This is a genomic window from Kitasatospora sp. NPDC001540, assembly GCF_042894345.1.
Taxonomy (GTDB): domain Bacteria; phylum Actinomycetota; class Actinomycetes; order Streptomycetales; family Streptomycetaceae; genus Kitasatospora; species Kitasatospora phosalacinea_C.
Genome location: NZ_JBIAVO010000022.1, coordinates 25,517 through 47,841 on the forward strand (window position 1 = coordinate 25,517; position 22,325 = coordinate 47,841).

Annotated in this window: 20 protein-coding genes and 1 pseudogene; 6 read left to right on the forward strand and 15 right to left on the reverse strand. The window is 73.8% G+C overall.

What is annotated here, in order from left to right; all coding sequences use genetic code 11:
* Nucleotides 1-157: 157 nt before the first annotated feature.
* The gene (locus ACFY00_RS24215; RefSeq protein WP_388033627.1) at nt 158-1,447 is read right to left on the reverse strand and encodes an ROK family protein; all 1,290 of its coding nucleotides are present in this window, start codon (nt 1,445-1,447) and stop codon (nt 158-160) included.
* A 362-nt stretch (nt 1,448-1,809) separates the two neighbouring features.
* Between ACFY00_RS24215 and ACFY00_RS24220 the strand changes: the two genes are divergently transcribed.
* Genes ACFY00_RS24220 through ACFY00_RS24235 form a run of 4 tightly spaced genes read left to right on the forward strand, consistent with a single transcriptional unit; the run spans nt 1,810 to nt 6,959 of the window.
* Nucleotides 1,810-3,108 (forward strand): ABC transporter substrate-binding protein, encoded by a 1,299-nt coding sequence (locus tag ACFY00_RS24220; protein ID WP_388033628.1) that lies wholly within the window; start codon nt 1,810-1,812, stop codon nt 3,106-3,108.
* A gap of 56 nt (nt 3,109-3,164) precedes the next feature.
* Complete coding sequence (locus ACFY00_RS24225; RefSeq protein ID WP_388033629.1) at nt 3,165-4,094, forward strand: carbohydrate ABC transporter permease; 930 nt, start codon at nt 3,165-3,167, stop codon at nt 4,092-4,094.
* Nucleotides 4,091-4,957 (forward strand): carbohydrate ABC transporter permease, encoded by an 867-nt coding sequence (locus ACFY00_RS24230; RefSeq protein ID WP_388033630.1) that lies wholly within the window; start codon nt 4,091-4,093, stop codon nt 4,955-4,957. The genes ACFY00_RS24225 and ACFY00_RS24230 overlap by 4 nt, the downstream gene beginning before the upstream one ends.
* A gap of 34 nt (nt 4,958-4,991) precedes the next feature.
* Nucleotides 4,992-6,959 carry a DUF5107 domain-containing protein gene (locus ACFY00_RS24235; protein WP_388033631.1) on the forward strand — a complete coding sequence of 656 codons (1,968 nt, stop codon included), beginning with the start codon at nt 4,992-4,994 and terminating at the stop codon, nt 6,957-6,959.
* 212 nt (nt 6,960-7,171) lie between these two features.
* Here ACFY00_RS24235 and ACFY00_RS24240 read toward each other — a convergent pair whose 3' ends face one another.
* The 8 genes from ACFY00_RS24240 to ACFY00_RS24275 form a co-directional block, all read right to left on the reverse strand.
* Nucleotides 7,172-7,420 (reverse strand): putative Ig domain-containing protein, encoded by a 249-nt coding sequence (locus ACFY00_RS24240; protein ID WP_388033719.1) that lies wholly within the window; start codon nt 7,418-7,420, stop codon nt 7,172-7,174.
* Nucleotides 7,421-7,465: 45 nt separating this feature from the next.
* A complete protein-coding gene (locus ACFY00_RS24245; RefSeq protein ID WP_388033632.1) occupies nt 7,466-8,053 on the reverse strand; it encodes a hypothetical protein in 588 nt (195 codons plus the stop codon).
* On the reverse strand, nt 8,013-9,035 hold the full coding sequence (locus ACFY00_RS24250; RefSeq protein WP_388033633.1) for an iron-containing redox enzyme family protein: 1,023 nt from the start codon (nt 9,033-9,035) through the stop codon (nt 8,013-8,015). The genes ACFY00_RS24245 and ACFY00_RS24250 overlap by 41 nt, the downstream gene beginning before the upstream one ends.
* Nucleotides 9,032-9,292 carry a CDGSH iron-sulfur domain-containing protein gene (locus ACFY00_RS24255; protein WP_388033634.1) on the reverse strand — a complete coding sequence of 87 codons (261 nt, stop codon included), beginning with the start codon at nt 9,290-9,292 and terminating at the stop codon, nt 9,032-9,034. Before ACFY00_RS24255 ends, ACFY00_RS24250 begins: the two co-directional genes overlap by 4 nt.
* Nucleotides 9,276-9,959 (reverse strand): HemK2/MTQ2 family protein methyltransferase, encoded by a 684-nt coding sequence (locus ACFY00_RS24260; RefSeq protein WP_388033635.1) that lies wholly within the window; start codon nt 9,957-9,959, stop codon nt 9,276-9,278. Before ACFY00_RS24260 ends, ACFY00_RS24255 begins: the two co-directional genes overlap by 17 nt.
* Before the next feature lie 675 nt (nt 9,960-10,634).
* On the reverse strand, nt 10,635-11,321 hold the full coding sequence (locus tag ACFY00_RS24265; protein WP_388033636.1) for a DUF3618 domain-containing protein: 687 nt from the start codon (nt 11,319-11,321) through the stop codon (nt 10,635-10,637).
* Entirely contained in the window at nt 11,297-11,782 is a 486-nt protein-coding gene (locus ACFY00_RS24270) for a phage holin family protein (protein WP_388033637.1), read from the reverse strand. The genes ACFY00_RS24265 and ACFY00_RS24270 overlap by 25 nt, the downstream gene beginning before the upstream one ends.
* 3 nt (nt 11,783-11,785) lie before the next feature.
* The gene (locus ACFY00_RS24275) at nt 11,786-12,595 is read right to left on the reverse strand and encodes a hypothetical protein (protein ID WP_388033638.1); all 810 of its coding nucleotides are present in this window, start codon (nt 12,593-12,595) and stop codon (nt 11,786-11,788) included.
* A gap of 275 nt (nt 12,596-12,870) precedes the next feature.
* Between ACFY00_RS24275 and ACFY00_RS24280 the strand changes: the two genes are divergently transcribed.
* Together ACFY00_RS24280 and ACFY00_RS24285 are read left to right on the forward strand one after the other, a co-directional pair.
* A complete protein-coding gene (locus ACFY00_RS24280) occupies nt 12,871-13,029 on the forward strand; it encodes a hypothetical protein (protein WP_388033639.1) in 159 nt (52 codons plus the stop codon).
* Nucleotides 13,030-13,212: 183 nt separating this feature from the next.
* Entirely contained in the window at nt 13,213-13,659 is a 447-nt protein-coding gene (locus tag ACFY00_RS24285) for an STAS domain-containing protein (protein ID WP_388033640.1), read from the forward strand.
* Between the two features lie 656 nt (nt 13,660-14,315).
* Here the strand turns inward: ACFY00_RS24285 and ACFY00_RS24290 are convergent.
* The 6 genes and pseudogenes from ACFY00_RS24290 to ACFY00_RS24315 all read right to left on the reverse strand — a co-directional run bounded on the left by ACFY00_RS24290 (nt 14,316) and on the right by ACFY00_RS24315 (nt 22,151).
* Entirely contained in the window at nt 14,316-16,610 is a 2,295-nt protein-coding gene (locus ACFY00_RS24290) for a DUF5979 domain-containing protein (protein WP_388033641.1), read from the reverse strand.
* A 796-nt stretch (nt 16,611-17,406) separates the two neighbouring features.
* The gene (locus ACFY00_RS24295) at nt 17,407-19,401 is read right to left on the reverse strand and encodes an ABC transporter ATP-binding protein (protein ID WP_388033642.1); all 1,995 of its coding nucleotides are present in this window, start codon (nt 19,399-19,401) and stop codon (nt 17,407-17,409) included.
* Between the two features lie 78 nt (nt 19,402-19,479).
* A complete protein-coding gene (locus ACFY00_RS24300; protein WP_388033643.1) occupies nt 19,480-19,971 on the reverse strand; it encodes an NUDIX domain-containing protein in 492 nt (163 codons plus the stop codon).
* 63 nt (nt 19,972-20,034) lie between these two features.
* Entirely contained in the window at nt 20,035-20,574 is a 540-nt protein-coding gene (locus tag ACFY00_RS24305; protein WP_388033720.1) for an AAA family ATPase, read from the reverse strand.
* Between the two features lie 120 nt (nt 20,575-20,694).
* A pseudogene (locus ACFY00_RS24310) lies at nt 20,695-21,180 on the reverse strand (NUDIX domain-containing protein); the annotation flags it as partial.
* A gap of 407 nt (nt 21,181-21,587) precedes the next feature.
* Nucleotides 21,588-22,151: a hypothetical protein gene (locus ACFY00_RS24315; RefSeq protein ID WP_388033644.1), complete on the reverse strand. Its 564-nt coding sequence runs from the start codon at nt 22,149-22,151 to the stop codon at nt 21,588-21,590.
* Nucleotides 22,152-22,325: the final 174 nt, after the last annotated feature.

Consider the following 22,325-nt stretch of genomic DNA (forward strand, 5'->3'; position numbering starts at 1 on the left):
CCGTAGTCAAGAGCTGCCCCGTGCGAGCGGCCGTCGCGCGGCACCGCCCGTTCCGAGGGCCGTGCCCGGGCCCGGTGCGTGTCGCGGCCGCCCGGCGAGGGAGTGAACTCCCTTCCGCCTCCGGCTGGTTGGCGGCCGGGGCCCGGCCCGTGGGGGGTCAGGCGGACCAGGTGCCGCCGTCGGTGGGCTCCGGGCGGACCGGGACGTCGGAGGGGTCCTGGAAGATGCCTTCGAGGGTCAGGTGCGCGCCGCCGCGGGCGGCGTTGGAGAGTCCGAGGGCGGAGGCGGAGACGACGACCCGCGGGGAGCCGGGGGAGATCCTCCGGTCGTCGAGGACCTGCTGGACGGACCCGACCAGGTAGCGTTCGAGGACCGCGAAGTAGCCGCCGAGGACGATCCTGGGCGGGTTGAGCACGTCCGCCAGGACGCCGAGCCCGAGGGCGAGGTCGTCCGCGACGGTGGCGAGGGCGGCGAGGGTGCGCGCGTCCCCGGCGTCGGCCCGGTCGAGCAGCTCGCCCAGCCGGTCGGCCAGGTCGACCGACAGGTCGTGGACCCGGTCGGCGGGGTCGGCGGCGGCGTCCAGGAGGGCTCCCAGCCCGACGGCCAGCTCCCAGCAGCCGGTGCGTCCGCAGGCGCAGGGCCGGTCGAGGCGGTCGAGCTTCATGTGGCCGATCTCCGAGCCGCGGATCAGTTTGCCGCCGGAGATGCTCGCCCCGCCGACGCCGATCCCGCCGGTGACGTAGACGAGTTCGCGGGTGTCGGCGTCGGGGGCGGCGAGGTACTCGGCGAGGGCGCCGGACTCGGCGTCGTTCTCGAGCAGCACGGGCGGTGCGTGGCGCCCGAGCCGCGTGCGCAGCTCGTGGACCGCCCGGACGTTGCGCCAGCCGAAGTTGCTGGCCACGGTGACCGTTCCGGAGGCGGCGTCGACGGACCCCTGGGTGACCAGGGTGATCCCGATGGTGTGCATGCCGAGGTCGGTCACCGCACTGAGGCAGTCCGCGACGAGGTCGGCGGCCTCGCGCAGGGCGGCCTGGGGGGTGAGGGCGGGGACGTCGAGGGCGCGGCGGTCCTGGTGGACGACGGTGCCGCGCAGGTCGAGGGCGAGCACGGTGAGGTGGTCGGGGCCGATCTCGGCGCCGATGCCGCAGATCCAGCGGCCGTCGAGCTCGACCATGCGGTGGGGGCGGCCGACCGCACCGGCCCGGTCCAGTTCCCCCTCGCGGACCAGGCCGCGTTGGATCAGCTCGGCCACCAGGACGGAGACGGTGGCCTTGGGCAGGCCGGTCGCGGTGGCGAGGTGGGTGCGCGACTGCGCGCCGTTCTCCCGCAGTTGGCGCAGCATCACGCCCAGGTTGGTGCGGCGCAGCGACGCCTTGTCGGCGACCTCGGGGTGGCCGGCCAGGACGGCGCCCGCGGTGCCACCCGTGCCGGGCTGCGTCTGTCGCACGTGTTCTCCTCGTTCCAGGGCCTGGTGCAGGCCGGGGTCGACTCCGGTCATGTTAGTTCATACATGGCCTGAATTAATCAAGGAGATCGTTCGGCGCCGGGCCCGGCCCGCCCTGCGTCCCGCGGCGGCCGCGGATGGTGCGATGGGTGCCCCATCTCCCTTCGCCTGCTGGGGATATGGCCCGCCCGGCCGCCGCGTCCCGCCGTTCGTCGCGTTTGTGCAACGACCCCTCGCGACCCTTGACAGCGCCGAAGGTTAATTAACACACTGGCGGAACTAACAACCCGCAGCGTTCGGCGGACCCCCACGACCGCACCGGGCCGAGCCCGCCCGCTGCAGGCAGCAGAAGAGGACCCTCCCCCATGAAGAACCGCGCGCTCAGAACCGCCACCCTCGCCGTGGCGATCGCCTCCCTGGCCGGCACGGCCGCCTGCGGCTCCGGCGGCGCCGGGGACAAGGCCGCCGGACCGGTCAGGATCGAATTCTGGGGCTGGGCCCCCGGCTACGAGAAGTCCGTCGAGCTCTTCAACTCCACCCACCCGGACGTCCAGGTCGTCTACAGCAAGATCTCGCCCGGATCCAAGGGCGGCTACACCAAGCTGCTCAGCGCCGTGAAGGCCGGCAACGCCCCCTGCGTCGGCTCGGTCGGCTTCGAGACCCTCCCCACCTTCGCCGCCGCCGGGGCCCTGCAGGACGCGACGGCCGAAGCCGCGCCCTACGCGAAGGAGTACGCCGCCTCCGCGTTCGCCCAGTCCGGGGTGGCGGGCCGCACCTACGGCCTGCCCGTGGACATCGCCCCGATGGCGCTGATCTACCGCAAGGACCTCTTCGCCAAGTACGGCATCACCGAGGCGCCGAGGACCTGGGACGAGTACGCCGCCGACGCCGCGGTCATCCACGCCGCCGACCCGAACGCCTACATCGGCTACTTCGGCAACGACGCCTACAACTTCGCCGGCCTCGCCCAGCAGGCCGGCGCCAAGTGGTTCGGCACCGGCGGCGACAAGTGGACCGTGAGCCTGGACGACCCGGCCACGAAGAAGGTCGCCGCCTTCTGGCAGGGCCTGATCGACAAGAAGCTGGTCAAGGTCGTGCCGAGCTTCGACACCGCCCTCTACAAGGGCATGGGCGAGGGCACCGTCCTCTCCGACGTCAACGCCGTCTGGGACACCCCGATCCTCGCCGACAGCGTCAAGCAGACCTCCGGCAACTGGGCGGTCGCCCCGATGCCGGTCTGGGACGCCGCCCGGCCCGCCTCCGGCAACGCCGGCGGCACCCCCAACGCCGTCCTGAAGGGCTGCAAGCACACCAAGGAAGCCGTCGAGTTCGCCCACTGGTTCGGCACCGACCCGGCCAGCGTCAGCAACCTGGTCAAGGAGACCGGCATCTACCCCGCCGCCCTCACCGGCCTGGACAACCCGGCCCTGGCCGCACCCGACCCGTTCTACGGCGGCCAGAAGATCTACGACGTGTTCAAGGCGAGCGCCGCCCAGGTCGCCCCCGGCTTCCAGTGGGGCCCGGTGATGACCAGGACCTCCGCCGCCCTCGGCGACGGCCTCGGCAAGGCCGGCGCCGGCACCACCACCCTCGACGCCGCGCTGGCCGACACCCAGGCCCAGACCCTCGCCGAGATGAAGACCCAGGGCATGGAAATCGGCTGACCATGCACCGCTCCCCGACCGCATCCCCCGCGCGCCCGCAGGAAGAGCGCACCGGGATGCCCCCGAAGCCCCACCGGGCCGCCTCCCAACCCGCCCGCCGCCGCATCGACGGCCGCCGCTGGGCCCCGCTGGGATTCCTCTCCCCGTTCGGCCTGCTCTTCCTGCTCACCTTCATCGCCCCGATCTGCTACGCCCTCTACGAGAGCCTGTTCAAGCTGCGCCGCTCCGGCCTCGGGCTCGCTCCCCCCGCCGAGGTCTTCACCGGACTGTCCAACTACGCCGACGCACTGGGCGACCGGGTCTTCACCTCCTCCGTCGTCCGGGTGCTGCTGATCGGCGCCGTGCAGGTGCCGCTGATGCTGGGCCTGGCGCTGGTGCTGGCCCTGCTGCTCGACGCCCGCCGCACGCCCGGCAAGCGGTTCTTCCGACTGGCCTTCTTCCTGCCCTACGCGGTCCCCGGGGTGATCGGCGGCCTGATGTGGTCGTTCCTCTACCAGCCGGACGTCAGTCCGATCGCCGACGCGCTGGCCCACGTCGGCCTGCACGTCGACTTCACCTCCGAGGGCGTGCTGCCCTGGTCGGTGGGCAACATGCTGACCTGGGGCTGGACCGGCTACAACATGATCGTCATCCACTCGGCGCTGAAGGCGATCCCCGGCGAGCTCACCGAGGCCGCCGAGCTCGACGGCTGCACCGGCTGGCGGCTCGCCTGGCACATCAAGGTCCCGATGGTCCGCCCCGCCCTGGTGATGAGCACGGTGTTCTCCATCATCGGCATGGCGCAGCTCTACAACGAGCCCGTCATCATGCGGGCCGTCGCCCCCAACCTGGCCGCCGACTGGACCCCGATCATGGCGGCGCAGAACGAGGTGGCCGCGAACAACTACCACGCCGCCGCGACCCGTTCGGTGATCCTGGCGCTGGTGATCTCCGTCCTCTCGTTCGGGTTCATGCGGTTCGTCAACAAGCGCGGAGCGGCACTGTGAAGGATACGACGAGGGGCCCGTCCCGGGCCGCGAACCCGGTCGGCCGGGCGGGCGTGCTCGCCGTCCTGCTGCTCGCGGCGGTCTACTCCCTGCTACCGGTGTGGTGGCTGGTCGTCTCCGCGACCAAGGGCAGCAGCGACCTCTTCTCCAGCAACGGCTTCTGGTTCGCCGGCCGGATCGAGATCGTGCAGAACGTCTCCGCCCTGCTCGGGGTCCAGGACGGCGTCTTCGGACGCTGGCTGCTCAACAGCCTGCTGTACGCGGTCGGCGGCGCGGCCGTCGCCACCCTGCTGTCCGCGATGGCCGGCTACGTGCTGGCGAAGTACGCCTTCCGCGGCCGCGAGGCGGTGTTCAACACCGTGCTGGGCGCCATCCTGATCCCTGCCCCGCTGTTCGCCCTGCCGCTCTACCTGATGTTCTCGGCCACCCACGTGGTGAACACCTTCTGGGCAGTCTTCGTCCCCAGCGTCGTCAGCCCGTTCGGCGTCTACCTGGCGCGCATCTACGCGGCGGCCGCGGTGCCCGACGAACTGCTGGAGGCCGGACGGATCGACGGCGCGGGCGAGTTCAGGATCTTCCGCTCCATCGCCCTGCGGGTCCTGCAGCCCTCGCTGGTCACCGTCTTCCTGTTCCAGTTCGTGACGATCTGGACGAACTACCTGCTGCCGTCGCTGATGCTCGCGAACGACCGCCTGCAGCCGGTCACCGTCGGCCTGGTCGCCTGGAAGGAACAGCGCGGCCAGACCGTCCCCTACAACCTCATCATCACCGGATCGCTGCTGTCGGTCGTCCCGATCGTGGTGATGTTCCTCCTGCTGCAGCGCTACTGGAAGGCCGGACTGACCTCCGGCAGCGTCAAGTAGCCCGCCCCACGCACCCGAAGAGGCAGAACGACAGATGAGTGAGCTGCGGCTGACCACCCTGACGCTGCCGACCGCACCGGTCGGCCCCGTCAACCCCCTCCCCCCGCTGTTCACCGGCGCCGACCTGCACCAGGTCGAGGACGCCGGCGAGGCGGACGAGGAGATGCGCCACAACATCGGCTACGGCCGGGTGCCCTCCGTCATGCCCTACCTCGTGCAGGACGGCTACACCCGCGACCGCTCACCCGCCGAGCACCCCGTCGCGGTGCTGGAGAACGACACCCTGCGGGCCACCTTCCTGCTCGGCGCGGGCGGCCGGCTCTGGTCCCTGGTCCACAAGCCGACCGGACGCGAACTCCTCTTCCGCAACCCGGTGTTCCAGCCCGCCAACCTCGCCCTGCGCGGTGCCTGGCTGGCCGGCGGCGTCGAGTGGAACATCGGCACCATCGGCCACGCCCCCACCACCTGCGAACCCCTGCACGCCGCCCGCCTCACCCGCCCGGACGGCACCCCGGTCCTGCGGATGTGGGAGTACGAGCGGATCCGCGGCGTCGTCTTCCAGATCGACGCCTACCTCCCCGACGACTCCCGGGTCCTGCTGGTCCACGTGCGGATCACCAACCCCCGGGACACCGCGGTGCCCATGTACTGGTGGTCGAACACCGCCGTCCCGGAGGCACCGGACGTCCGCGTGCTGGCCCCCGCGGACGCCGCCTGGCAGTTCTCCTACGACCGCCGGATCCGCCGCGTCGCGCTGCCCGCCCCGGACGGCACGGACCTCAGCCGCACCACCCTCTCCCGGGACGCGGCCGACTACTTCTTCGACGTCCCCGCCGACCGGCGGGGCTGGGTCACCGCCCTGGACGCGAGCGGCCGCGGCCTGGTGCAGGCCTCCACCGGACGACTGCGCGGCCGAAAGCTCTTCCTCTGGGGCCAGGGCGAAGGCGGCCGGCACTGGCAGGAGTGGCTGTCCGGACCGGGCAGCGGCTACCTGGAGATCCAGGCCGGCCTCGCCCGCACCCAGCTCGAACACCTGCCGATGCCCGCCGGTGCCCGCTGGTCCTGGATCGAGGCGTACGGCCTGCTGGAGGCCGACCCCGCCGCCGTCCACGGCGACGACTGGGCCGCCGCCCGGGAGGCCGCCCTGGACGGGCTGGACCGGCTCGTCCCGCAGCACGTCCTGGACGCGGAACTGGAGGCCGCCGCCCACTGGGTGGACCACCGACCGGACGAGCCGCTGCAAGCGGGGTCCGGCTGGGGAGCCCTGGAGGAACGCCGCCGGGCCCGGGCCGGCCAGAGCCCCCTGCCCGTGCCGGGCGCCCCCTTCCCCGACAGCACCCTCGGCCCCGAACAGGCCCCCTGGCTGGAACTCCTCGACCACGGACGCATCGCCACGGCCGACCCGCGGCAGGCCCCCGCCTCCTACCAGATCGACCCGGCCTGGGAGGAGCAGCTCCGCGCCGACACCGGCTGGCCGGCCCTGCTGCACCTCGGGGTGCTGCGCGCCCACGTCGGCGACCTCGACGGCGCCCGCGAGAACTGGCGGCGCTCGATCGAGGTCCGGCCCACCGCCTGGGCCTGGCGCAACCTCGCCGCGCTCGCCGCGCGCACCGGCGACCTCACCGAGGCCGCCCGGGCCTACCGCGAGGCGCTCCGGCTGGCACCCGGCCTGGTGCCGCTGGTCCTGGAGAGCGCCTGCCTGCTGATCCGGGCCGGAGCGGCGGCCGAAGCCCTGGCGCTGCTCACCGCCCTCCCCGCGGCCGACCGGGCCCTCGGCAGGGTCCGCTGGGCCGAGGCCCGCGCCGCCCTCGACTCCGGCGACCCGGAGCGCTGCGGTCGCCTCCTGCGCGAGGGCATCGAACTGGCCGACGTGCGCGAGGGCGAGAGCTCCCTGCACGAACTCTGGTTCGCGCACCAGCGGGCGACGGGCGGAGCCGCCCCGGGCCTCCCGCTGCCGCGCGCCTACGACTTCCGGATGCTCACCGCGGACAGTGCCGACTGACCGGGGCCGCGGGGTCGCAGGGGCGCACCCCGCCCCCGCCGGACACCACGGCCGCGGCCCCGCGCCAGGGGTCGCCCGGCGTGGGGCCGCGGTGGGGCGGACACGGATCTCCGGCCGTCGCAGGGGGTTGGGGGCCGGCCGGAGGGTGTCCGGGGGACGGATCGCGCCCTGGGGCCAGGACGCGATCCGCCGGTTCGGGATCCGGGTCCGGGTCAGGACCAGACGGTGAAGTCGACGGAGACGCTGGAGGTCTTGCCGGCGGCGTCGGTCACGGTGAGGGTGGCGGTGCGGAAGCCCCAGGTGGTGGGGGTGCCGGTGATGGTGCCGGTGGTGCGGTTGATGGTGAGGCCGGCGGGCAGGTTGCTGGCGCTGTAGGCGTAGGGGGTGGTGCCGCCGGTGCTGGTGAGGGGGATGCTGACCGGCGTGCCGACGTAGACGTTCTGCGAGCCGGGGTTCTTCAGTACGGGGAAGGGGAGATCCGCGGTTGCCCCGTTGCGCGGTGCTGGTCAGATGAGGCGGTCGCGGTGCGCGGTGGCGGTTTCGGGCACGAGCTCGGCGAAGCGCTCGTGGCTGCGCCGTTGGTGCTCCTCGGCCTGTTCGTCGTTCCGGTCCTCGGCGTCGCCGAGGTCCTGGTCCTCGTCGGGTTCGGCGGAGGCGTTGTGCAGGAGCCAGCAGCCGTGGATGCCGGCGAGGAGGTCTTCGAGGAGGTCGCGGGCGGGGCGTTTGGGGTCGAGGGGGGTAAGGCGGACGGCGACGTCGTCGAGGTCGGGGTCGGTTTCGCCGGTGTGTTCGGCGACGGTCTCCTCGAAGTCCTCGAGTTGGTCGCGCAGGGTGACGGGGTCCAGGAGGAGGCCGTCGGTGATGTGCATGGCGTGGCGGACGAGGGCGGTGACGGCCTCGTGCGGGGTGGCGCCGTCCTGGAGGAGGCCGAGGACGAGGGTGGGGGTCTCGTGGGGCAGGGATTCGATGGTGTCGGCTTCGAGGACCGCCTGGGCGGGTCCTCGTTGGAGGTTCCGGCGGCGACGGCGGCCGCCGTGGGGCCGACGGTGTCGGTCATGCGGCCCGGAGGGCCGAGCGTCCGTGCCGCCACGCATCCAGCAGGCGGGCCGCCAGCCGGTCCTCCAGGAAGGTGGTGGCGTCCGCGCCGAACGCCACGTCGGCTTCCAGGTGGGGTTCGTCGGCCAGGAGTCCGCCGATCACCTCGCGGCGTACGACCTGCTCGTGGACGGCGTCCGCCTCGACGTGCTCGGCGTAGAAGCGCACGGCGGCCTCGCCGGCGCCGGTGCGCCGCATCGCTGCGGCCAGTCGGCGGGAGCCGGGCGAGGAGGTGACCTCGACGCAGGCGAAGTGGCCGACCAGCGCGCCCCGCAGCGCCCGGTGCAGGCCGAACAGCGTCATCAGGTTGACGGTGGCCAGCACGTCGGCCGGCGCGGCCGGCAGGTGGCGGCCGTAGGCGGTGTCCAGCTCCAGGTCGGTCATCAGGTCGGCGAAGAGCCGGGCGTGGACGTTCTCCGCCCGGCCGGCGCCGAACTCGTCGTACTCGATGGCGACCATGGCGGCCTTGGCCCGCCCGCGCAGCCGGGGGATGACCCAGGCGTGCGGGTCGGCCTCCTTGAGGTGGTACAGCGAGCGCAGCACGGCGTACTCCCGCAGCTGCCACAACTCGCCCTCGTGCTCCAGGTAGTGGGAGACACTGCCCTCGTGATCGAGCGGCTCGACCAGCAGTTCGCCGAACACCTCGTCGACAGTGCGCCCGGGGGCGACGTCGGCGCGCAGCGCGGCGAGGAAGCGCTCCTCCAGCGCCCGGCGCAGCGGCATCAGCGCCGGGTCCCACTCGCGGTCCTCGGCCACTCCCGCGAAGCCGCGGTAGTGCAGTTCGTAGAGCAGGTAGAGGGCCAGTTGCAGGTCCTCGCCGTAGGGGTCCGCCGTCGCCGCCTCCCGCGGACCCGGCGCGGGTGCCCCCGGGGTGGTGAGGGCGGCGAGCAGGCCGGCGGACAGCGGTCCGCGCGGCGGGGGCAGGGCCGGCTCGCTGCGGCCCCGGTCGGTGGCGGCGGTAACGGTCGCGGTGGTCCTCACGCTTCTCCTTCGCTCTGCTGGTCGTGCCGCTGCGCGTCGGCCGACGCGTCCGGGGCGGGCCTGCGGCCGCGGGCACGGTGGCTGGTGTCGCACCACGGATAGGTGCGGCTGCGGCGGCAGGTGCACAGGGCGACGACGAACCGGTCGGAGACGGTGACCGTGCCGTCGTCGGCCACGACCTCCACCGGGCCTTCGATCAGCACCGGCCCGTCGCGGTCCACCGAGACCCGCCTGGGGCGGTCAGCTGCGTTCGGCACGGACGACCACCAGTTCCTCCCGGTCCTCGTCCGGGCCGATCAGGCCCTGGGCCCGCAGCCACGGCAGCCGTCCGGTGAGGACCGGCCCGAAGGGGATGTACGTGCGCTCGGTGACCGCGCAGCTCAGCCCGGCGTCCGTGAGCCGCCGCAGGGTCGTGTCGACACCGCACAGGCCGGAGTGCACCATCAGCAGCACGCCGCGCGGTTTGAGCAGCGACGGGGCGCGCGCACAGATCCGGTCGACGAGGTGGCGGCCGTCGTGGCCCGCGTCCCACGCCCGGGCCCGACCCGTGCGCGGGGGCAGCGCGGCGCTGGCCGGTACGTAGGGCGGGTTCGCCACCACCGTGTCGAAGGTCCTGCCGTGCTCGTGCGCCGACAGGTCGCCGTGCAGGACCCGCACCCGCTGCCGGGCGCGGGCCGCGTTGAGGCGGGCGGTCAGCACCGCCCGCCAGGAGATGTCGGTGGCGCGGACACGGGCGCCCATCCGGGCCGCGAGCACGGCGAGCGCACCGCTGCCGGTGCACAGGTCCAGGACGTCGGTGCCCGGGGCGACCCCCTCGGTCACGAGCGCCCGGGCCAGTAGGAAGGTGTCGGCCTGGGGTGCGTACACCCCTGGCAGCGTCCACACCGTCCCGAGGTCGACGGGGCGCGGGACAGTGGTCGTCATGTGCGGGTACCTCCAGGAAGAAGGGCGGTCAGCGGCGTGGTCGTCCCGTCGGCGCGGGGTCTCCCGGCCCCAGGGCCGCTGCGCCCGGCGCCGCCGCCGAACCGGCGATCACGGTGCGCCTGCCCACTGCCGCCGCTTCCACCCCTCCGCCGTGGAGCCCGACAGCGCCGGGGCGAGGTCGATGTGGCAGGGCCGCCTCCCGGGCTGCACGTCCGCGGCCGACCTCGGGCACCACGAACCCGGCTCCCTGCCGCTCCGTAGCGTCGGTACTCCCGTGGACGCTGTTCCACCAGGCTCCCTCACGCGGGGAACTCCCGAGGTGGGACGGCACCGGCGTCGCGCAGCGTGCGCTTCGGTCTCCCGCGCCCCGCACGGGACCGCGGGGCCCGGTGACGGGGCGCCCGCGGTCCCGTGCGGGGCGCGGGGCGCCCCGTCGAGCCGATCGGCGAGCGGAAGCCAGCCGGGGAGCAGGGCGGGGGGGGGGGGGGGGGGGGGGGGGGGGGGGGCGCGGCGCGCGCGGGGGGGCGCGCCCGGGCGGGGGGGGGGGGGGGGCGGGGGCGCCCGCGGCCGGGGGCGGGGCGCGGGGCGCCCCGCCGAGCCGAGCGGCGCGCGGACGCCAGCCGGGGCGCAGGGCGGGCCGGTGCGGACGGATCCGTCCGCACCGGCCCTCGGGCGTCATTCCCCGGCTTGGTCGCGGACCTGCCGCGCGGCATCCTGCCCGGTCTGCTTGAGGTCCTCGGCCGTGCTCTGCGCGGCCTGCCGGCCGGCGTCCGTGGTGGTGTGGACCGCCTCCTGGGCGGTGGCCCTGACGGACTCCACGGCTTCCTGAGCCGGTTCGCGCAGCTCCTCCTTGACCTCCTGCACCGTCTGGGTGGCAGCCTGCTTCAGGGGCTCGACCAACTCGTCGGCGTGTTCGCGCAGCTGCGCGCCGGCTCGCTGCTCGGTTTCGGACACCGGCAGCAGCGTCGCGGCGAGCATGCCCGCCCCGAAGGCGATGATGCCCGCCGCGATCGGGTTGCCCCGGGTCTGGCGGCGCACCTGCTCGGGCGCCTGCTGCACGGCGCCGGCCACCTGCCCGGCCCCTTCGCCGACCGTGTCGCCGATCCGGTCGGCCACCTGCCCGGCGCTGTCCCCGACCCGTCCGGCCAGCTCACCGGTGCCCTGCAGCACCCCGTGGCCGGTGTCGTTCACCGATCCCATCACGTGCTCCTTCGCACTGGTCAACCGCCGGCGCACGGCGCCCACGCGGCGCTGGGCGATCCTCCGCGGTGCCATCCGGTCGGCGAGGAGGTCGACGTTGCGGGCGAGGTGCGCCCGGCGGACCTCCACGTCGTTCCTCAGTTCGTCGGGTGTCGTGCCCATGCGGCGTCCTCCTTCAGTGTCTCGACGGTCCGTTCGGGCTTGAGGTTCACGTCCCTGAGCCGCTTGCGGCCCACGGTGTAGAGCACGGCCGCGACGGCCGCCCACAGGGCGGTGACGATCAGGGCCGCCCAGGCGATGTCGACCACGTGGGCGAAGGCGAACATCACCGTCAGGCTGACGAAGAGCACGAGCAGGTGGCCCGCGTAACCGGCGCCGGCGAGCATCCCGCCGGCCTTGCCCGCCTTGGCGGCCTCCTCCTTCAGCTCGGCCTTCGCCAGGTTGATCTCGTCGCGCACCAACCCGGTCAGGTCCTGGGCGATCTCTCCGATCACGTCGCCGACCGACGACTCCGGCCCGGGTTCCGGAGGCAGGTGCGCGCCCGTGGGCGGGCTCATCGGGTTCCGGCCGCCGGTGAGGTCCTCGCGGCCGGGGGTGCGCGGCCTCTCGTAGAGGGTGGCCACGGTTTACCTCCCCGTTCCGGGCTGCTGCCACTGGCCGCTGGGCCCGGGGTGCGCCGGGCCGCTCGGGGACACCTGGCCGTAGCCGGGAGTGACGTGCGGCGGCTGGGACTGCCCGTACGCACCGTAGGGGTCGCCGACCCCGCCCGTCGGCGGTGCGGGCCGACCGGATGCCGGGGGCATCCAGGCGTGGCTCGGCGACGACCCGGTGCCGACACCCTCCACGGGCGTGGCCGGCGTCCTGGTCACCCCGTCACCGACGGGGCCCGCGTCCGACACGGGCGTGGCCCGCGTCCCGGCGCCTCGGTCACCGGAGGCCGCGCTGACGCCCTTGCCCGCCCGGCCGACGGCGAAGCCGGCCAGTACCGCCCCGGCCAGGAACAGTCCGGGCCTGCGGCGGGCGAAACCCTGCAACTCGTCCAGCAGTCCTTCCGGCCCGCGCTCCTCGATCCGGTCGGCGGCCTGCTGCCCGCTGTCCGCCAGGCGCCGCACCACCGAGGTCGCGACCGAGTCGGCCTCGCCGTGCTCGCCCATCCGCTCCAGTTCGTGCGCCAGGGTGCGGACGTTGTCGGCGAGACGCCGGGTCTGGGTCCGGGACTGCTCCCTGAGCTGGTCGCGCAGCCCTCCGGCCAGCTGCTGGGCCTGTCCCCCCGCCTCCTGGGCGACCTTCGACGCCTGTTCCTTGACGGTGCCGGCCATGTCCGAAGCCTGCTGGCCGACGGTGGCGGCCCCCTCCGCCGCCTTCTCCTGCGCTGTCCGGGCGACTGTCGCCGCGGTGCTCTGGTCCGGACGGGCCGAACCTGTCGTGTCACTCACGAGCGGTCCTCCTCACGGTCGGCCCGGCTCTCACCGGGCGCCACCGCGCGTACCCGTCTCCTCGAAACTCACCAGGCCTGCGGAGAAGAACCGAGATCGCCTCCGGCTCCCGGCGTCCCCGCCCGGCCGGACGCGGACGTCGTGCGCCGGGACCCGGCCCTGATCGGACGCTGCTGGCCTGGGCGCCGCTGCGGTCATCGCCGTGCGGCCGACATGGTCCCGGCAGCACGGGGCAGACGTCCGGGAACGGTCCCCTTCCGCTCCTGGAGGTGCGCATGTCCGAGACCATGGTGCTGTTGCTGGCCCCCCTCGTCCTCGCAGCGGTCCTCACCGTCACCGCCCCCTCGCTGGCGCACCGCCACCGCCGCCCGCGTCCGGCCGCCCTGCGCGGCGAACGGTCCCACCACCCCCGCCACGCCCGCTCCGCCTCCTGACCCGGCCACCATCCGGCGAGAAGGTGCGCCGACCGGCCGCCGCCGACGGTGCGGCGTGCCCGCCTTCCCCGGGACCGCGCCGCCCGGGACCGCTCCGGCTGCTTCGCTCCGAACCGGCGTTGTCCAGGAGCGGCCCATGACCCCGCGGCCGGGCAGGCGTCCCCGGTGTGTCGGCTCGGTGAAATGTCCGCACCCGTAGCGGATGCGGCCGACGTGCCCCCGTACGGTGGAGTACGGGGGGCACGCCGACACGCAGAGAGGGGCGCCTCCATCGACAGCGCACCGCGGACCTTCACCGTCACCACCGGCGACAACTGGGCCGGGCCGGTCCTCCTGTGCACCGGCGAGATCGACATCCACACCGCTCCCCGGCTCGACCGCCACCTGCGCCGGGCCCTCGCGATCCGTCCCGCGCCGGCGGTCGTCCTGCTCGACCTGCAGGACGTCTTCTTCATGGACTCCACCGGCCTCAACTGCCTGCTGACCGCCCGTCTGGAGGCGAACCGGCAGGGCACCCTCCTCGCCCTGGCCCACCCCGGCCACCAGGTGGCCCGGTTGCTGGAGATCACCAGGACCGCATCGCTCTTCCCCCTCAGCGCCCTGCCGCCCCGCCCGCAAGTACCACGCTGACCCGCACGTCGCGACGGGAGCACCACCCGGCACCGCGGAGAACCGCGCACGCGTTGCGGGCCGGCCGTGCTGCCCGCCCTGCCCCGTTGCTTCATCGATGTGGGCGAGTACCGGCTGCGAACGGTTTTGCGGCGGAGTACGGCTGCTCGGCGCAGTCCAACAGGCCGCTGATCGACTTCCGCCAGGAGCACCGCGCGCACCTGGAAATCGGGTGCTACGGACGCGCTCCCGCTGTGGTGCGGTTCGCCCGGAACAGGCGCTGTCGGGGCCGTTGCCCGTGCTGCCGGACAGGCTCACCGGTCGAGATTGACAGGGGAGTTGAGTGCGCGACTCTGTGCTGGCCGCTGGCCGCTGGCCGCTGACCGCTGACCGCTGACGTTCCGCTCGGCCCGTTCGACGGCCGTCTCGTGCCCGTCTCCGCGGCGAAGGGCAAAGCCTCCAAGCTGCACGCACACCTTCGGTGCTCCCGGCTTCGCGCGGACGGGGCGGCGGCGTCCGAGGACCGGGACGCCCGCGACGACGCGGAGCGCCTCCGGGATCTGGTGCTGTCACTGGACGATCGGCGTCCTGCTCACCAGCCGAGGGACCCGTCAACGGTCGGGTCCCTCGGCTGGTTGCTGTTCGTCCTGGGGACGGGGGCGATGCGGACGGGTCGTTCAGCTGCGGCGGTGGCGGGCCGTCAGGAAGAGCACCCCGCCGGCGGTGGCCAGGGCCACGGCCAGGGCGGCGGCCAGCAGGGCGGTGGTGTGGTCGCTACCGGTCGCGGCGAGGTGCCCGGGGTGCGGGTGCGGGTGCGGGTGCGGGGTGGGCTGGGGGGTGGGGGTGGGCGGCGGGGGCGCCGGGAGGCGGTAGGTGTTGTGGACGGTGGCCCGGTAGTCCTGCTGCGGGGTGGTGACGGTGAAGTCCAGCGGGAGCGGGCTGCCGGCGGGTACGTCGGTGGTGTCGTCGTGGGTGACCAGACCGGTGGTGGTGACCTCGGCGGCGGGGTCGGCGCCGTTGTCGGGTTCGGTGACGGTGCACCGGGCGGGGTCGAGGAAGCGCAGCGGCTCGGGCAGTTGGGCGCTCTTGTCCCCGGCGGGCAGGACGACGCGGCCGAAGGCGCCGTCGTCGCAGTTCACCTCGACGACCACCGGGCCGGGGTGCAGGTCGGCCGGGCCGTCGGCGAGCTTGAGGACCTCCAGGGTGCTGGCGGGCACCAGCCGGTAGATCGCCAGGCAGGTGACGTGGGGCTTGGGAGCGGTGAGGTGGGTGGTGAGGGTGCGGGTGTCCGCGGGGGCGGAGGAGCCGTCGTCGCAGGTGAAGCTGACGAACTCCCAGCGGCCCTCGGTGGTGGTGAGGGGGCCGTTGGAACGGATGGTGTAGTCGGTCAGCGGGACGCCGGTGCGGTCGGTGGCCAGTTCGTCGACGCCGGGGGCCTTCGTGGTGGCGTCGGCGTCGATCTGGGTCGGCGTGTTGGCGTCGGGGCTGGCCAGGTAGGTGCCGTTGAAGGTGCCGGTGCCGGTGCCGCCGAGGGTGCGCAGGTAGACGGTGATGCGGCCGTCGGAGACCCAGCGGTTGGTGAAGGTGCAGTCCGCGTTGGTGTCGGCGCGCAGGTCGAGGTCGATGCTCGGGTCGGCGCCCCGGGGCAGGATGGGCCGGGCGGTGCTGTTGCAGTAGGCGCCGGTGTTCTCCCAGCGGCCGCCGGCCACCGTGGGCAGGTGCTCGGTGATGGTGTACTGCCCGGCGGGCACCGTCTCGCGGCGCACCGCGGTGGCGGAGGTGTCCACCGCGGAGGTGGAGACGGTGCCGGTGATGTCCGGATCGGCGCCGCTGGTCTCGTGGACGGTGAAGTCGAACGGGCCGCCCCAGGCGCCGGTGGTGACCTTGCGCACCGTCAGTCCGGCGGTCTGCGGCGGTTGGTCGGTGTAGGTGCAGGTGACGTTGTCCTGCGAGCCGAGGGTGATGGTGGCGTTGGCGGAGGCGAGGTCGGTGGTCCAGGTGGAGGTGGGCGTGCCGCCGCCGGGGCGTACGGCCGTGCACTCCAGTCCGGTCAGCGTCCAGCCGTCGGGGACCTGTTCGGTGACGGTGTAGGGCTTGCCGTAGCTGGCGCTGTCGGCGCGCAGGAAGGTCTGCGAGGCGGGCTGGGTGGCGGTGGGGTCGAGTTCGAAGGTGCCCGACGGGTTGTAGGTCAGGTCCGAGGCGAAGTCGAAGTCCTGGGCGATGGCGCCGACGCCGGTGATGCGCTTGGTGATGGTGATGCTGCCGCTGCCCGGCTCGGGGCTGACGTAGTACGCGAAGCAGTACTCGTGGACGGCCGGGCTGGGGAAGGCCACCGTCTCGACGTTGTCGCCATTGAGGTTGTCCACGGCGCAGCGCAGCGCGGCGAAGCCGTAGGTGCCCTTGCCGAAGGCGCCCTGCATCAGCGGGTCGCCGACCAGGCCGCCCTGGACCCACAGCGCGTTGCGTCCGGCGTTGGTGGTCTCGGTGTCGGTGAGGGTGTAGGTGACGGCGCCGTCGAGGGTGCCGCCGGAGGGCCTGCCGTCGCTGCCCAGCCGGGGGACGCCGTTGCGGGTGGGGCCGGCGGTGTTGCTGCGGTTGGTGACGGTGGACAGGTCGCCGCTCTTGCCGAAGCCGCTGCCGATGTCGAACTTCCAGCCGTTCAGCGGCCGGCAGTCGTCGTTGGCCTCCTCGATCGCGGGGTCGATCGGCTGGCCGGAGGTGTAGACGGTGTTCTTGCCCAGGTCCTGCAGGCTCTCCTGGATGTCGTTGCGGGCCAGGTTCGCCATCACCTGGCCGTAGGAGTCGCACTGGCGGGCGGCGAAGGTGATCGAGTGCACCGGCGCCGCGCTGCGCGAGACCGGCTCCGGCGCGGCGGCCGCCCGTCCCTGCGCGGAGGCGGACGCCCCCGGGCCCGTGAGCAACGCCGTCAGGGCCAGGAACACGCCGACGAGCGTCGGCCGTCGATCTCGCATGCCGCACCTTCTCCGAATCCACTGGGTCTGCGGGGACAGGCCCAGTGGAATCGAAAGCGGCGATCGTACAGCGCAGGCTGCGACTGACGCACCGCCGCAGCACCCGTTCGGGCCACCCGGGGAACTGCGGCAGCCGGGAGGAGCGGCCCCGGCCGACTCCCGCCTCCGAGCCGCGTCCGAACCTTGAGCACCTGGCAGGGAGAAGCGACGTTCCCGCAGTGGATCCAGCTCCGAACCGGCTCGCTCCGCAGAATTGGTGACAACAAGCGCTCCGTGGTGACAGGTATCGGTCTTCGGCACAGCAACAACTGAGCCGCATCGCCGCCGCCGGACGAAGCCGGAAGCGAACCTGTGCCCGATGGCGAGCCCGCCGCGACCCGGCGTGGCTCAGCGGGGCGTCGGCGGCGTACGCCGTCCAGTCGCCGGTGCTGGCCCGCTGCCACTGGACGGCCACCGCGATGTGCAGGCCGAGCATCTTCGCGAGGATCGCGGACGGCATCCCGGTGACGCGGGTGCCGTCGGCGGTGGAGGCGTTGATCTTCTGGGCGGTCATGTGCAGGTCGTCGGTGGCGATCGGGGCGATCGCGCCCGGGCAGCGGGAGGTGACGGCCCTGAGCCGGTCGAAGCAGGGCAGGCGGTCACGTCGGGCAGGTGCTGGGGCAGCCGCAGGACGTGGGGGAGGATCCAGTCCTCGTCGGGGCCGCCGGGGGTGCCCCACAGCCGCTTCGGGTCCGTGAACGCTCTCAGCGGGTCTCCTTCGTGACGTCGTGCGGGACGGTGGTCGTACCGGGCGGGGTCAGGGGGCGGGGGCCGGGCTGGGCTGGTCGGGGATCCGGCCGGTTGCCGGGGTGGTGTCGTACTGCTGGGCCTGGATCCGGTACATCCGGCCGTAGAGGGTGTCGGCGGCCATGAGCTGGGCGTGGGTGCCCTGTTCGACCAGGCGGCCGTGGTCGAGGACGGCGATGTGGTCGGCCTTGGCGGTGGCGGCGAGGCGGTGGGTGATCAGGATGACGGTGGCGCCGAGGTCGCGCAGGCGGCGGATCTGTTCGAACGCGGCGATCTCGGCAGCCGGGTCGAGCGCGCTGGTGGGCTCGTCGACGACGACCAGCGCGGGGCGGCGGCCGTCCGCGTCGGGGGTGGCCAGGCGCAGGTGGGTGCGGGCGAGCGCGATCGTCTGCCACTGGCCGCCGGAGAGGTTCACCCCGCCCTCGAAGCCCTTGGCCAGCAGGGTGCGCCAGCCGCGGGGCAGGCCGTCGAGCACCCGTTGCAGGCCCGCGTACTCCGCGGAGGCGTCCAGTCGGGCCTGCTCCAGCGGGACTTCGGGTCGGCCGAGGAGGAGGTTGGCCTCCAGGGTGAAGGCCCAGCGCTGGTAGGTCTGGTCGAGCAGCACGGTGGAGCGGAACTGCTGGTGCCGGTCCGCGCCCGCGGTGTCGACGCCGTCCCAGCGGATCCTGCCGGTCTGCGGCTGGTAGACCCCGCACAGCAGGTGGGCGAGGGTGGACTTGCCGGAGCCGTTGGCGCCGACCAGTGCGGTGACCTGCCCGCCGGGGATGGTGAGGGTGACCCGGTCGAGGGCGGGGGTCGGTTTGCCGGGGTAGGTGAAGGTGACGTCCTCGACGGTGATGGTCCTCGGTCGTTCGGGCAGCGGGGTGCCGCCGGTGGGGATGGCGCGGCGGTGGCCCTCGGTGCGCAGCCGGTCGAGGTCGCGGACGAACAGCGACTCCTCGTAGAGGGAGTTGATCCGCTCCACCAGGCCGGCGATGCCCGCGGCGCCGGTGCGGATCGCCAGGACGGCGGTGAACGCGGCGGCGAGCGGGACGGCGTGGTCCAGGACGAGCCAGCCGAGCAGGGTGAACGCGCCGACGGTGGCGAGGCCCGCCAGGGCGGCGGTGAGCGTGTCGGTGGCGGCCCGGGCGCGGGCCAGGCGGCTCTGCTCCCGCACCGAGGCGGCGGACATCCGCGCGTAGTGGTGCAGCAGGAACGGGCCACAGGCGTGGACGCGCTGCTCGGCGGCCGAGTAGGGGTGGATCAGCATGTCGGCGATGGCGGTGCTGGCCCGGTTGTGCTGGAGCATCGCCCGGGTGGAGGTGTACTGGCGGCGGGCCGTGACCACCGCGCCCCAGCCGCGCGGTGCGGTGATCAGCACCAGCATGGCGAGCAGCAGCGGGTTCAGCACGGACAGCACCCCGGCGACCGAGACCAGCGACAGCGCCCCGGTCAGCACGGCGGTGGCCTGCCCGATGATCTTCTGCAGCGACATCGCGCCCCAGCGGGCGCTGTCGACCTCGGCGAGGAACTCCGGGTCCTCGATCGCCGCGAGCTCGGAGCGGCTGACCACCTCCAGGAACTCCAGCGTCGCGAGCCGGAACACGGCGGGTTGCAGCCGCCCGGTCGCCCAGGTCGACAGCGCCGCCAGCACCGCCGATCCGGCGGCCAGCGCCCCGGCCGCCGCCACCGCGGGCACCGCCGCCCGCATCACCTGCCCGACGTCGCCCGGCGCCAGCAGCGCGGCCAGCACCCGGTTGACGGCCACCAGCGACACCGCCGCCGCGATGCCGCGCAGCACCTCGGAGACGACCAGCACCAGCAGCGCCCGCGGGCTGGCCGTCCAGGACATCCGCCCGGCCAGCAGCAGGAACCGCGGGACCTGCCGGGCCACCGCGAGGAACGACAGCTTCCCGGCGGCTTGTTCGTGCTTGGCCCAGCCGTGGCTGTAGCGCATCGGCCCGCCGAACAGCAGTTGCTCGCTGTCGGAGACCGGCGGATCCGCGGGCTCGGTCCTGCGCGTCATGGACGCCCTTTCGCATCGGAGGGTCGGGCAGCGGCGGCGGGCCGCCGCGACGTGAGGAGGGCGGTGCCGCGCCGGGTGCTACGCGCGGGCCGGTGCGTACGGTTCGGGGGCGCGGTCGAAGCCGTGGGTGGAGTAGGCCGGTCCGCCGTCCAGGTAGGCCCGTACCGCGGCCTCGGAGGTGGGGAACATCGGCGCGGGCAGCGCGGCGGCGGCGGGGTGCCAGCGCACCTCCAGGTGCTTGTCCGGCTCGGTGTTGGTCAGCCGGCCCGTGAACTCGGTGGTGGCGAAGGCGAACAGCACGAAGGAGCCGAGCCCGTCCCAGCCCTGTTCGGCGTGGATGGCGTGCACCAGGCGCAGGGCCGACGGCCGGGCGACGAGTCCGCTCTCCTCGTACAGCTCGCGGGCGGCGGCACGGGTGATCTCCTCGCCGGGTTCGACCTTCCCGCCGGGGATGGTCCAGGCGGGGCCCGGTGCCCAGCTGGGCTTGGCGTAGTGGACGAGGGCGATCCGGTCGGCGGCCGGGTCGTGGGCGATGACACCGACCGACAGCCTGCTCGTGGCGTGCGCCATGGTTCTCCTCGGAGTTGGAAGGGACGGAGGGTGGAAGAGGCGGCCGGTCGGCGACCAGGGTGGCTAGACGTCGAGGGCGGGAAGGTCGGCCAGGCCGGTGTCGCGCATGATCCGCTCGATCGTGTCCGGCAGGGCGCTGTCGGCGCCGATGACGGTCTCGATCCCGTCGGGGAGCAGGTCGCGTTCGCGGTACCAGTCGCGCAGGTGCCGCTCGGTGACGGCTGCCTGCAGCTGGGGGTCGGGCTTGGTGGCGTGCCGTCGCAGGGTCTCCTCGAAGGGGACGTCGAGGTAGTAGCAGCGGGTGGTGCCGCGGTGGTCGGCCACCAGGCGCCGGAGCATCGGGCCGTAGCGGGCGGCGGACAGGATGCCCTCGACGACGACGTGGTAGCCGGCGTCCAGCGCGTAGCGGGCGGTGGTGTCGATGAGGCCGATGTTCGCGCCGCCGTGCCGGTCGTGTTCGCGCAGTACGACCCGGCGCAGGTTGTCCTGGCCGACGACGGCCAGGCCCCGCCCGAACGCCTCCCGGAGCCCGGCCGCGATCGAGGACTTGCCCGACGCGGAGTTCCCCCGGACGACCACCAGTCGGCTCTCCGAACTCCCCACGGCCGTCGCGGACGGGGCGGCGGCCGTTCCCGTTGTCGGCCGGCCGAAGACGGACAGCGGGCGGCCGGCGGCGATCTCGGCGAGGGCGGCGGCCGTGTAGGCGACGGTCGGATCCGGCAGCGCCTCCAGCGGCCACCACTCCAGCTCCGAGCACTTGTCGGGCTCCCGGTTGGTGACCGGCCCGGTGTACGAGCGGGCGGTGAAGAACAACTGCAGCCGCCCCAGGCCGTCGTCGGCGTCCAGGTGGTGCAGGGTGTGGACGAGGTCGAGGTCCTCCTCGCGGATGTGGATGCCGAGTTCCTCCTCGGCCTCCCGGGCCATGCCGCGCAGCACCGACTCCCCGGCTTCGAGGTGGCCGGCCGGGGCGTGCCAGTGGCCTTCGGCGAACGAGGTTCCGGCACGGCGGCCCAGCAGCACCTTGCCGCCCTCGATCAGGACCAGGTGGACTCCCACCACCGAGGCGTGTGACACGGGACTTCTCCTTCCTCGGGCAGCCGCCCGCGTCCGGGCGTGGCGGAGCAGCGATCGGCCGAGTGCTCGGTCGTCGTACGTGAGTGCGCCTGCGGACGTCTCACCGTAGGCGGCGTTCCGGGCCCGTGCCGGCATGTCCCCCGAGAAGCCACACGATCCGGTGAATTGGCCAACTGGTCATATTTGAAACCCAGTTGGCGTTCGACATGGCAGCCTCCCACGAGGCACCGACAGCGCGCCCCGGGGCTGCCGAGTCCTCGTCACCGACCACGGTCTGGTGGGCGTCGCGCTCGCGGTAGGTGTCGCCGTAGTCCTGCCCGCAGCCCGAGCAGCTCTCGACGTGCAGCACGGTGGTGCCGCGGTGCCGGGGCGGTCAGCACCGGCAGCAGCGCCAGCGCCAGGAGGAGTCGCCGTGCGGTGCGGCGGTCGAGCCGGATCCTGGCCGGCCGCGTGGTGGTGCCGGAGCGCGTGGTCCTCGGTCCGGTACCGGCGTGGGACGCGGAGCATGGAAGTCCTTGCACGGGCGGGTGGGTGAGGGCCGGTCAGCGCCGGGCCGAGGCGGCTTCGAGGGTGGCGAGGGCCGCGGAGACGGTGGCCGCGAGGGTGTCGGCGACGGGTAGCCACGGCATGGCGTGGCCGAGCAGCGCGCGGTGGGTCCGCTGGACGGGGTCGGCGGGGTCGCAGCCGACGACCACCGCCCCGCCGTGGCTGGTGAACAGGTTGGCCTCGTAGCAGTTCCGTACGTGGTGGTGGCCGATCGGGTTCCAGAACAGGACGACGTCGACGCGGCGGATGTTGCGGTCCTGCCAGCCGAGCGGGGTCCACGCCGCGCAGGGGGCGGCGGCGGGGTTGCGCGAGGGGCGGGGGTTGAGGACGGTGCCCTCGAAGCCGGCGTCCTCCAGCAGGCGGACCGCCCCCGACTGCCAGTCCGGGCAGTCGACGGCCGCCCCGGCCAGGTACACCGAGGGGAGGTCGTCGGGTTCGAACGGCTCCGGCGCCTCGATGTAGCGCAGGCCGCGTCGGGCCGAGGCGGGCCCGACCGGCGGTTCGGGGGCGGCCGACGCACGGACGGTTCCGACAGGCGGGTTCAGGTGATGGAGTGTCATCTCTTCTTCGCGGGCGAGGGGTGTGCGGAGGGTGAGGGTCGGTGCAGTGCGCCGATGAAGCGCGGCAGTCGGACCAGCGGCGGCGGCGGAACTCGCGAGGTGAACGGTGCGGCGCTGAGCAGCGCACGGGTGCTGACGGTCACGCCCGGAGGGGACCGCGGCAGGTGCTGGAAC